Source organism: uncultured Brachyspira sp., from assembly GCF_934747485.1.
Classification (GTDB): domain Bacteria; phylum Spirochaetota; class Brachyspiria; order Brachyspirales; family Brachyspiraceae; genus Brachyspira.
This window is the reverse complement of record NZ_CAKVGN010000088.1, coordinates 1-10,374: the sequence shown is the minus strand read 5'-3', so window position 1 is coordinate 10,374 and position 10,374 is coordinate 1. Positions and strand designations below refer to the sequence as shown.

General features: G+C 25.9%; 7 protein-coding genes and 1 pseudogene. 1 reads left to right on the top strand and 7 read right to left on the bottom strand.

Going from position 1 to position 10,374, the window contains the following annotated elements:
- From Q0H31_RS12075 to Q0H31_RS12045, 7 genes and pseudogenes are all read right to left on the bottom strand, one after another.
- A pseudogene (locus Q0H31_RS12075) lies at positions 1-3,254 on the bottom strand (DNA-directed RNA polymerase subunit omega); the annotation flags it as partial.
- Positions 3,255-3,403: 149 nt separating this feature from the next.
- Positions 3,404-4,159 (bottom strand): ABC transporter ATP-binding protein, encoded by a 756-nt coding sequence (locus tag Q0H31_RS12070; RefSeq protein WP_295298529.1) that lies wholly within the window; start codon positions 4,157-4,159, stop codon positions 3,404-3,406.
- Between the two features lie 10 nt (positions 4,160-4,169).
- Positions 4,170-5,159, bottom strand: coding sequence for an iron ABC transporter permease (locus tag Q0H31_RS12065; protein WP_295298526.1), 990 nt, complete (start codon positions 5,157-5,159; stop codon positions 4,170-4,172).
- A gap of 5 nt (positions 5,160-5,164) precedes the next feature.
- On the bottom strand, positions 5,165-6,061 hold the full coding sequence (locus tag Q0H31_RS12060) for an ABC transporter substrate-binding protein (RefSeq protein WP_295298524.1): 897 nt from the start codon (positions 6,059-6,061) through the stop codon (positions 5,165-5,167).
- A 121-nt stretch (positions 6,062-6,182) separates the two neighbouring features.
- Positions 6,183-7,853 (bottom strand): S1 RNA-binding domain-containing protein, encoded by a 1,671-nt coding sequence (locus Q0H31_RS12055; protein ID WP_295298522.1) that lies wholly within the window; start codon positions 7,851-7,853, stop codon positions 6,183-6,185.
- Between the two features lie 46 nt (positions 7,854-7,899).
- Positions 7,900-8,577: a (d)CMP kinase gene (gene cmk / locus Q0H31_RS12050; RefSeq protein WP_295298520.1), complete on the bottom strand. Its 678-nt coding sequence runs from the start codon at positions 8,575-8,577 to the stop codon at positions 7,900-7,902.
- 112 nt (positions 8,578-8,689) lie between these two features.
- Positions 8,690-9,166: a hypothetical protein gene (locus tag Q0H31_RS12045; RefSeq protein ID WP_295298518.1), complete on the bottom strand. Its 477-nt coding sequence runs from the start codon at positions 9,164-9,166 to the stop codon at positions 8,690-8,692.
- A 138-nt stretch (positions 9,167-9,304) separates the two neighbouring features.
- Here Q0H31_RS12045 and Q0H31_RS12040 point away from each other — a divergent pair, with 138 nt between their 5' ends.
- Complete coding sequence (locus Q0H31_RS12040; RefSeq protein WP_295298517.1) at positions 9,305-10,345, top strand: hypothetical protein; 1,041 nt, start codon at positions 9,305-9,307, stop codon at positions 10,343-10,345.
- Positions 10,346-10,374 lie beyond the last annotated feature (29 nt).

Here is a 10,374-nt window from a genome sequence, read left to right as displayed (position 1 = left end):
TCTATATTGGCTTTCAAAGAATCTATATAATCATTAGAATCTTTTTCTTTAGAATCTATGTTAGCTTTAAGCTCATTAACATAAGAGTCTGCAGTTTCTAATCTATCATCTATATTGGCTTTCAAAGAATCTATATAATCATTAGAATCTTTTTCTTTAGAATCTATGTTAGCTTTAAGCTCATTTATATAAGAGTCTGCAGTTTCTAATCTGTCATCTATATTAGCTTTCAAAGCATCTACATAATCATTAGAATCTTTTTCTTTAGAATCTATGTTAGCTTTAAGCTCATTAACGTAAGAGTCTGCAGTCTCTAATCTGTCATCTACAACATTTTTTAAAACATTCAAATACTCATCACTGTTTTTCTCTATATTATCAATATTATCTCTTAATTCATTAACATAAGAATCTGTTATATTTAATTTATCATCTATATTAGATTTTAATTCATCTACATATCTATTAACATCATCTCTTTTTAATTCAATATCCTCTTTTATTTTATCTACAGAAGAAATTATTTCATCAGATTTCGCATCAACATTCTCTTTTACACTATTAACATAATCTGTAATATCTCTTGTTTTATTTTCTATACTATCTTCCATATTCTTAGAAGCAAATGCAAGCTCCTCTAATTTAGAAGATAAAGTATCCATTTTTATTCTATATTCATCACTAATAATATCAGAATGTTCTTTTAACTGTTCATATTCATTTCTCAAATTATTATAATAATTTTCTAAAGAACTCTTATATTCATTAGTCATAGAATCTAAATCTAATTTGCTCTCACTAAATAAATCATCTATCTTAACATTTAATGATTTATATTTATCCTCAATATTTGATAATAATTGATTTTCTTTCTCATTAGCAACATCATATACTCTGTTTATACTATTTTCAAAATCTTCTCTTCCATCTTCAACTCTATTTAAAATATCTTCTATATCATCTCTGACTTTGTTTATACCCTCTCTTTTTTCATTTAAAAGAGCATCAAATGAATTAGTAGCCTCAAGCAACTCTGTATTTAACATATTAACTATTTTATTTTTGTTATCTTCAGCAAACTCTTTGTTTTCATTTAATGAATAATCTATCTTTTCTTTAAACTCTTTTAAAGAATCTTCCATATTTGAAATGATATCATTATGTCTTTTATCGCTTTCTTCTACCTGATGAGCAAGACTATTTATGCTATCACTTATAGATTTCATACTAGTCTCTTCATAATTATCAATAACTTCTTTTAACTGAGCTTTCAAACTGTCTAAATAAGAGTTACCATATTCATATAAATTACTTTTAATCTCTTCTATGTTAGACTCAGCATTTTTTATACCTGTATCTAATTTTTCATTAGCACTATCAACTAAATCTTTTATCTCTGAAGAAGTTTTATCTAAAAGCTCTATACGTTTTTCTATATTTTCTTTTAAATTAATCTCTGTATCTTGCAACAAACTTTGTATTTTGTTACTATCATTATCATATTGTTCTTTTAAGGCAGATAATTTTTCTGTAACATTATTCAAATCAGTGTATGTATTTTTTATATAATTATCTACACCCTGTTCAAAATCAGTTTTTATACTATTAATATTATCTTCAAGTTCTAATATTTTTTTATTAGCCTGCTCTTCTAAATCTTTATATAAATATTCTTTTTCTAAACTTAAAGCATCTAATATCTCTTCTTGTTTATTGTTTAATATAGAAGCTATTTCAGATGTTTGATAATGTATTTCATTCATCTTATCTTTTAAAATATTAGTTTCTGTTTCAACATCTGCTCTAAGTTCATTAATTTCAGCTATAAGAGAGCTTCTTGCATTATCTATAGAATATTCCATATCATCTTGAGTTCTAGCTAATATATCATTTTTAAGTTTATCTATATCATTAACTATCTCATCAAATTTGCTCTCTGCTCTAAGCATAGTCTCTTCGCTCATACCATCTATAGATACTATTAAATCAGAAAGTTCCTTAGTTTTGTTTCTATAAAGAGTGATAATACCATCATTTTCATTTTCAAGTATATCTCTTATATTATTAGAAAATGCCTCCACTTCTGTTATCAAACGGTTACTAATATCATCTTTAAGAGTAGTAAATTCTGTCTCTAACTGAATAGTTTTATCTTCATAATCTTTAGTTATTAAATCTGCTTTATCTTTAATATCATCTATAGTTTTCTCTAAAGAATGTGCCTTATCTTCAACAGACTCTAAGAACTCCTCTTTTTCACTTCCTATTCTCTCTAATTCCTCTTTTAAAGTGTTGTATAAGAACTCTTTAGTCTTCTCCATTTCACCCTTAAACTCTTCTACACTGGACTCTGTTATAGAATTAAGTCTCTCTTGTATAGTGTCTCTCAAGTTTATAAGCTCAACTTCAAGCCCCTCTTTAGACTGACTTAAAGTTTCATAACGTTCTTCTATATCTTTTGATTTACTGTTAATCTCTTCAGCAAATAGAGAATATTTATTTATAAGTTCATCTCTTCCCTTTTCAAATAATTCTGCCAATTGCTCTATATTGTTGCGAGCAGTTCTTTCAGCAAGCTGAGTAAGCTGATTCGTAAATAACTCCTCTTTTTTTGCAACATGAATCTTAAACTCTTCTGTTAATGCTGATATCTTATCTTTTTCCTGTTCAGCCATATCTGTATAATGTGCATCACGAGCAAGTAAGTTTGTAGTGAGAGCATCAAATCTCTTATATAATTCAGATTCAAAATCATTTAATTTAGCATTATAAGAAGCTATCAAATTATCCTGTATAGAAGAAACATTTTTCTCTAACTCTATCATTTTTGTTTTAACATCAGATATTCTTTTATATGTTTTTTCTATAGTATTACGCTCTTTTAATACTGTATCTACTTTATTAAGTATATCTAAATATGCCTCTTCAAGCGAATCTACTTGTTCTTGATATTGAGATACCGCTGCTTTATAATCTTTATATGATTCTATTTTATTATTAAGTTTAGCCAAATCTTCTTCCATAGACTTGCTTATAAACCCAGCCTTTTTTACGGCAATCTCTAAATCTATGGCATTATCCCTAACTTCTGATATCTTCTCTTCTATAATACCTTCTAATGCTGCTTTTTCTTCAGCAAAAATATCATCAAAATTTGAGTTGTTATTGTTTTTTTTTCTATCGATAATTTTAGAAATACCGACAACTATAATAGGAATGATTAGCATTAACGCGAAATTCAATATAGGGAACATAATTATCTCCAGTGGACAAAAAAATATAGTATATTAACATAATAATATATTATGTTAATGTATAAGTCAATACTTTTTTACAATTTTATTATGATAACTTATATAGAATTTAATCTTTTAATAAAAATATTATATAAAATTACTTTTAATTACTTCCATATGCTCAAAGAATCATGCATATACTTAGATATATTAGAGTCATATAGTTTATCAATTAAATTAATATCAAAATCTTTAACTAAACCATAATAATATAATGAAGAGTCTTTTAAAATTAGTATTTTATTTGCAAAATATAAAGCACTATTTAAATCATGAAGCACAGCGATAATACATCTGTTTTCATTTTCTAATACCCAATTTTTTAAATAATCTATTAAATCTAATTGCATATTCAAATCCAAATGGTTGGTAGGTTCATCTAAAATTATAATTTCAGGTTCTTTTGCAAAAATACGTGCTAAAAACACCCTCTGAAGCTCCCCTCCAGAAATCTCAGTTATAAGTTTGTCTTTTAAATGCAATATTTTTAATTTCTCTAAACAACTCAAAACAAAATCTTTATCCTCTTTGCTTGGTAATGATAAAAGCCTATCTTTAAAATTAAGATACCTCCCCATCATCACAGTATCATAAACACTATATCCAAAATATATATTATATACCTGACTCATCATAGCTATTTTTTTATATGACTCATTATAATTTTTTTGATTATTTATAAGTACATCACCATTAAAATCAACAAAATTACATAAAGCATTTAGTAAACTAGTCTTACCGCACCCATTAGCCCCTATTATACATAAAATTTCATTACTATAAACTTCAAAACTAATATCTTTTAATATGTTTATATTATTATAATAAATATAAAGATTTTTCACTTCTATAATTTTTTTCATAAATAAAGCCCTAATTTTTAATAAAAACATACAAAAAGAAAGGAGCTCCTATAATAGCAGTAACTATGCCTATTGGAATATTAGAACCAGAAACAATAACCCTCGAAAATATATCAGCAATATTCAAAATCAAAGCCCCAATTAAAGCACTCATAGGAATCACTATAATATGCTTAACCCCAAAAATACGTCTCGAAATATGCGGGGATATTAAATCTACAAATCCAATAACCCCAACAAAAGCAACCAAAACGCCTGTAACTAAAGAAGAAAATAATATAAATAATATTCTATATTTCTTAGCATTAACCCCAAGAAGCAAACTCTCTTTATCTCCAAAAGTCATAATGTCTAAAATATTAGCATTTTTTACTAAAACAATAAGAAATATTATAGTTAATAATATGATAATAAAAATATCAAAATAATTCCTAACAAATAAATTACCCAACTGCCAAAATATTATCTGATTAGAATACTTAGGAAAAGCATATGCAAAAAAACTCATAATAGAGCTAAAAAATAATGATATAACAACCCCCGCAAGTATTATAGAATTACTGTTCATATTTTTATCTATTCTTTTTGAAATAAAAAGTATAAATAATATGGTAATAAAGCCAAACAAAATAGAAGAAATTATGAAAAAGTAATAATTAAAATATATACCGCTAATTATAATTAAGCTAACCCCAAAACCTGCCCCAGAAGATATACCCAAATTATACACAGAAGCTAAACTGTTTTTTAATATAGACTGCATAACAATGCCTGTCATAGATAAAGAAGCACCCACAAATAATGATAAAATAATATGCGGAAGCCTTATATTAAACACAATATTTATTTTGTTTATATTTTCAACAAAACCAAAATTAAATAGCTTATATAATATAATAGACACCACTTCTTTAGGCGAAATAAAAACGCTTCCTACACATATTGAAGTTATAACAGATAATATAAGTAAAATAAAAATTATTATTATTTTTTTTATCATGATATTTATTTAATATCCTTATACTCTTTAGGGTAAATATATTTAGCCATCATAACAATAGAAGATACTATATTATGCGTTGGAAGAGATGTTCCTTCTACAAAAAATACTTTACTTGTTTTTACAGCATTAATATCTCTCCAAGCAGCCCTATTTGTTATTTCTGCTATAGGATTCTCTACATAATCAACACTTGTAAAAATTATATCAGGATTTAAATATACTACGTCTTCTTCTGATACACTTATCCATTCATTTCTGTTAGAAAATATATTCTTAGCCCCTATAATGTTAATAATATCATCTAAATAAACATTAGTGCCAAAACTATATAAATTAGGAAGAGAAGATATTTCAAAATAAACAGTTTTTTTGTTTGTAATAGTGTCTCCTATATCTTTTATCTCTTTTATTTTTGTACGCATATTAGAAACAATTTCTTGAGCTTTTTCATTGGCATTCAAAATATTGCCCAAAAAATATATATCTTTTTCTATGCCCTTTAGAGTTTCACTGTTTGTAACTGTTATAATTGTAAGGTTAGATAATGAAAGAAGAGAGTTTTTAGTGTAAAATGCAGTGAGATTATTTATAAATATAATATCAGAATCAAGAGAAATAATTTTTTCTGCATCAGGGTTTAACATATCAAAAATAAAAATATTAGAAACATCTATATTATTTCTTTCAAGAATATCTTTTGAAAAAGTATCTGCCGCTATTATTTTATCAGCTTCATTCAAATCAACCAATATATCAGTAACTGCAGGAGAAATAGAGATTATTTTTTCTATTTTTTTGTTTTGTATTACTATATTATTTTTACTGCTATTATTAATCTCATCTTTGGAACATGAGCATATTGATAAAATAAATATAATAAAGAAAAAAAGCTTACACATAAAATACAATAATCAATTTTATGATATAAGCAATTATTTGTCAATTTATATTTGATGATAATGAAAAAATAATTCTAAAACCATAATAATACTTATGATTTTAGAATTATAAATATATAAATTAATTTTTAATATTATCGAAAGGATTATAAGTTAAAGAAGTAGGCTCTTCTTTAGAAATATAGCTTTGAGTTTCTTTTTTGTTTTCAGCTTCCATATACTCTCTTCTAGAAAGCGAAATTCTTCTTTTTACCTGATTAACTTCTCTTACAACAAAAGGATAACTCTCCCCAACTTTAAGTACATTCTCTAAAGTTTCTCCTTTAGGTAAATCTATTTGAGAAATATGCATATATCCTTCTAAATCATTTTCTAAAGAAACAATAACACCAGAATCTATAATAGCCTTAACAGTACCATTAACTATAGAACCATGAGGATGAGCCTTATCAAATACTCTCCAAGGACTTTCTTTAGTATGTTTATAGCTAAGCTTAATTCTTTGTTTATCTCTGTCTATAGACATAATAACCATTTCAACTTCTTCATTTTCTTTTATATAGTCTTTGATATTAACAGTATTGCTCATCCAATCAAAATCACTAATATCACATATACCTTCAAGACCATTAGGAAGCTCAAATACAGCAAAATCTTTAAATATTCTTTTTACCTTACATTTTACAGAACTCTTAACAGGGAAATCTCTGTCGGCACTGTCCCAAGGATTATCTTTAACTTGTTTTAAACCTAAAGTTAATTTTCTCTCAGGCACATTCATATCAAGAATTTTACATTCTAAATAAGCACCAACCTTAACAAAATCATTAGGATTATTAACATGAGAGTTCCAACTCAAATCAGAAACATGTATAAGACCTTCAACACCTTCATAAACATTTACAAAAGCACCAAACTTTTTAACAGTAGTAACTTCACCTTTGATGATGTCTCCAACATGATATTCTTCAACAAATTTATACCAAGTATCTCCCTCAAGCTGTTTAATACCTAAATCAACTTTTCTTTTTTCTTTATCAACAGATAAAACTTGGAATTTCCTCTCTTCACCCTTAGTGATAATGTTTTTAGGATTAATAATCTTAGCCCAAGACATATTTGGTATAGCAAGGAAACCATCTAAACCTTCTGTTAATTGTATAAAAGCACCGAATTTCTCTATGTTTTTAACTTTTCCTTCTACTACATCGCCTTCTTTCAAATTTGATAAATATTCTTCTATTACTTTATTTTGAGTCTCTTCTTGTAAAACTCTTCTAGAAACAACAATATCTTTATTTCCCTTTCTGTCAATAATCTTAAATTGAAACTCTTTACCTATATAATCAGCCTCTTTAATCCCCCTAGAAATATCAATTTGAGAAAAAGGACAAAAAGCATTATGCCCCATTATAGAAACAGTAAATCCGCCCTTAATAGCCTCTTTAACAACCCCATTAATAGGAGTAGCATTCTTTACAGCATCTTCTATTAAATCTTGAGCCTTTCTCTTATCAATCTCTCTCTTAGATAAAATAACATAACCCTTATTATTATCTTGTCCCTTTATTACAGCCTCAATCTCCTCCCCCTTAACAGGCTCTTTATCAAATTCATTTCTATCTATTTTACCTTCAACTTTAAAATCGAAATCTATAAAAACATCGGTGTCATCAAATTGAACTATTTTTCCTTTAACAACACTTCCAAGCTTAAAGTGCGTTTTATTGTCACTCTCCTCTAATGCTTTAAGAAATTCATTTTTTTGTTCTGATAAATTATTATCTTTCATTGTCCCTCTCCCTCCTGAACTTAAAATCAGGTTTAATATCTAATTACTAATTAGATTTTTTATTAAAAACCACATCTGTGATTTTTTGTACAACTTCATCTATAGTCATATTTGTAGTATCTATAATAATAGCATCTTTAGGTACCACTAGGGGACTATCTTCCCTATTAGAGTCAAACTCATCTCTTTTTTTTATGCTGTCAAACACTTCTTCAAAAGTTATATTTTTGCCCTTTTGTATTTCTTCTTCATATCTTCTTTTAGCCCTAATTTCAACAGAAGCATCTATATAAAACTTATATTTTGTAAAAGGAAAAACAACACTTCCTATATCTCTGCCGTCTACTACATAATTATCATTTTCAGCAATAGCTCTCTGTAAGGAAACCATACTTTTTCTAACTGCACTAATAGAAGATACTTTAGAAACCATATTAACAACTTTTATACTTCTTATCTCTTCACTAACATCTATATCATTTAAGTATATTTTGTTATTATTGTCAAAACTAATTTTTAAATCGCTGATAGCAGATATGATCTCATTATCATTTTGTATATTAACATTTTTATTTAAAAAAAATAAGGTTACAGCCCTATACATAGCACCAGTATCTAAATATTTATATCCTAACTTTTTAGCTACTAACTTAGCTACTGTACTTTTACCAGCACCCGAAGGACCATCTAAAGATATTATTTTATATACTTGTAAATCAGACACCTATAACCTTTATTTAAAAACTTTAATACTAATAATATATCATAAATAATTATAATTGCAAATATTTTAAAAGAAAAAATAAAATAATTAACTGCTTAGAAAATTGAAATTGTTAGGAAATATAAAAATTAAAGCCAATATACATATGAGTGTCAAAATTAAGTTTGTTATATGATATGGAAAGATTTCTAATCATATTATCATAATAATTTTGCATAGTGCTTGAATATTGATAAAATACAGAGATTTTTCTATTTTTACTAACAAAAACTTCTATCTCTTTTAAAGTTCTATAAAAAGCTAAATAATAAACTTTAGTATTTACATTTGGAGAATATACAAGTAAACTATACAATTCAAAAACTATATCTAATACTGGTATTTTATTAAACCACACAGCCCTGCTAGTCATAGGGAAATCCAATATTTTTAAACTTTGAGAATACTCTATATAATTAATATCATCTATATCAACATAACTTCTATTAAATTTTACATATTCCTTAGGATAAAAACTATATTCTAATGCATAAGTTTGGTATACAAAAAACACCAAAAATATAATAAATGTTCTTAATAACAATCTCATATAATATTATTAACCTAATATTTTCATACATTAATTATATATTATAATATAAAAATTTAAAGCTTTTTATTATATTCTATTGACAAAAATATTTTATACATTAAAATGAACAATGTTCAAGTTATCAGGAGATGTTTTATGAAATATACTATTCTAATAATATTTATTTTTAGCATGAATATATATACACAAGAAACCAATTCAATAAAATTTAAAATGGACACATATGAAGCAAATATAAAATTAAAATGGCATTATAATCCTTTTAAAAATTATGAAACTGATAGATTTTTTTCTTCTTGGGTTGACCCAAATGCTTATAATAGTAGTTTTTTGCTTGGAACAATTTTTAATATAAGTGAAATGTACAGAAACCCTAATTTTAAATTTGATGATATTGATTTTTTTTATCAGCCAACTCTTGCAACAGAAGTAACACCTATATCATTTAAATATTTGGATATACATAGATTTAAAATTGGTGTTGGATTTTTAACGCATTTCTTTTTATCTAAATATAAAAGCGGTAGTAGTCAATATTATGGACAAAGTTTGATGTATGGTACTTATATGCAGGTAGAAACTTTTTTTGACTATATATACGATGACACTTTAAGATTTAGATTTAGCCCTTTAAGACATATATGTGCACATATTTCTGGAGATATACTTGGAGATGAAACTCTATACAATAAAGAAATAGAAGAGTTTAGAGATAGCGGTTTTGAACAGATGCATTTTTCTGCACATTATAATTTTGGTTGGTTTACATTTTACGGAGGAACTGCTTTTGCTATTACAGGATTTAAAAAGTCAAATTTTGTTAATCTTTTTAATGTTTATTTTGGTACGGATTTTAGACTTCCTATATGGGGTGAAATAAGTTTTATAACAGGTATATATGTGGCAGCAAATTATGATGAAATAAATACAGTAAGCAGAAAAAAGAAAGGAGATGGTTATACAATAATTGATAGTTATAGTAAATTTTATCCTCATATATCTGTTGGTGTTGGATTTGAAGTTTATAGAATAATTTTTGCATTTAAATATGAGTATTTGAGATCAAGACAATTATATTCTTATAAAAAAATGGAAAACAAAATAGGAATGGAAGTAAGTTTATTTTTATGCACAGGTTCCAAACATATTGCAGTTAGGAATTCCTTAATTTCTTAAAGTATATCATAGGCGTATCATAATTTAAA

Bases quoted from the DNA above. Each gene is read 5' to 3' on its own strand.
- Q0H31_RS12065 (WP_295298526.1), bottom strand. From the start codon at position 5,159: ATGATAAAAAAAATAATAATAATTTTTATTTTACTTATATTATCTGTT.
- Q0H31_RS12070 (WP_295298529.1), bottom strand. From the start codon at position 4,159: ATGAAAAAAATTATAGAAGTGAAAAATCTTTATATTTATTATAATAAT.
- Q0H31_RS12060 (WP_295298524.1), bottom strand. From the start codon at position 6,061: ATGTGTAAGCTTTTTTTCTTTATTATATTTATTTTATCAATATGCTCA.
- Q0H31_RS12040 (WP_295298517.1), top strand. From the start codon at position 9,305: ATGAAATATACTATTCTAATAATATTTATTTTTAGCATGAATATATAT.
- Q0H31_RS12045 (WP_295298518.1), bottom strand. From the start codon at position 9,166: ATGAGATTGTTATTAAGAACATTTATTATATTTTTGGTGTTTTTTGTA.
- Q0H31_RS12055 (WP_295298522.1), bottom strand. From the start codon at position 7,853: ATGAAAGATAATAATTTATCAGAACAAAAAAATGAATTTCTTAAAGCA.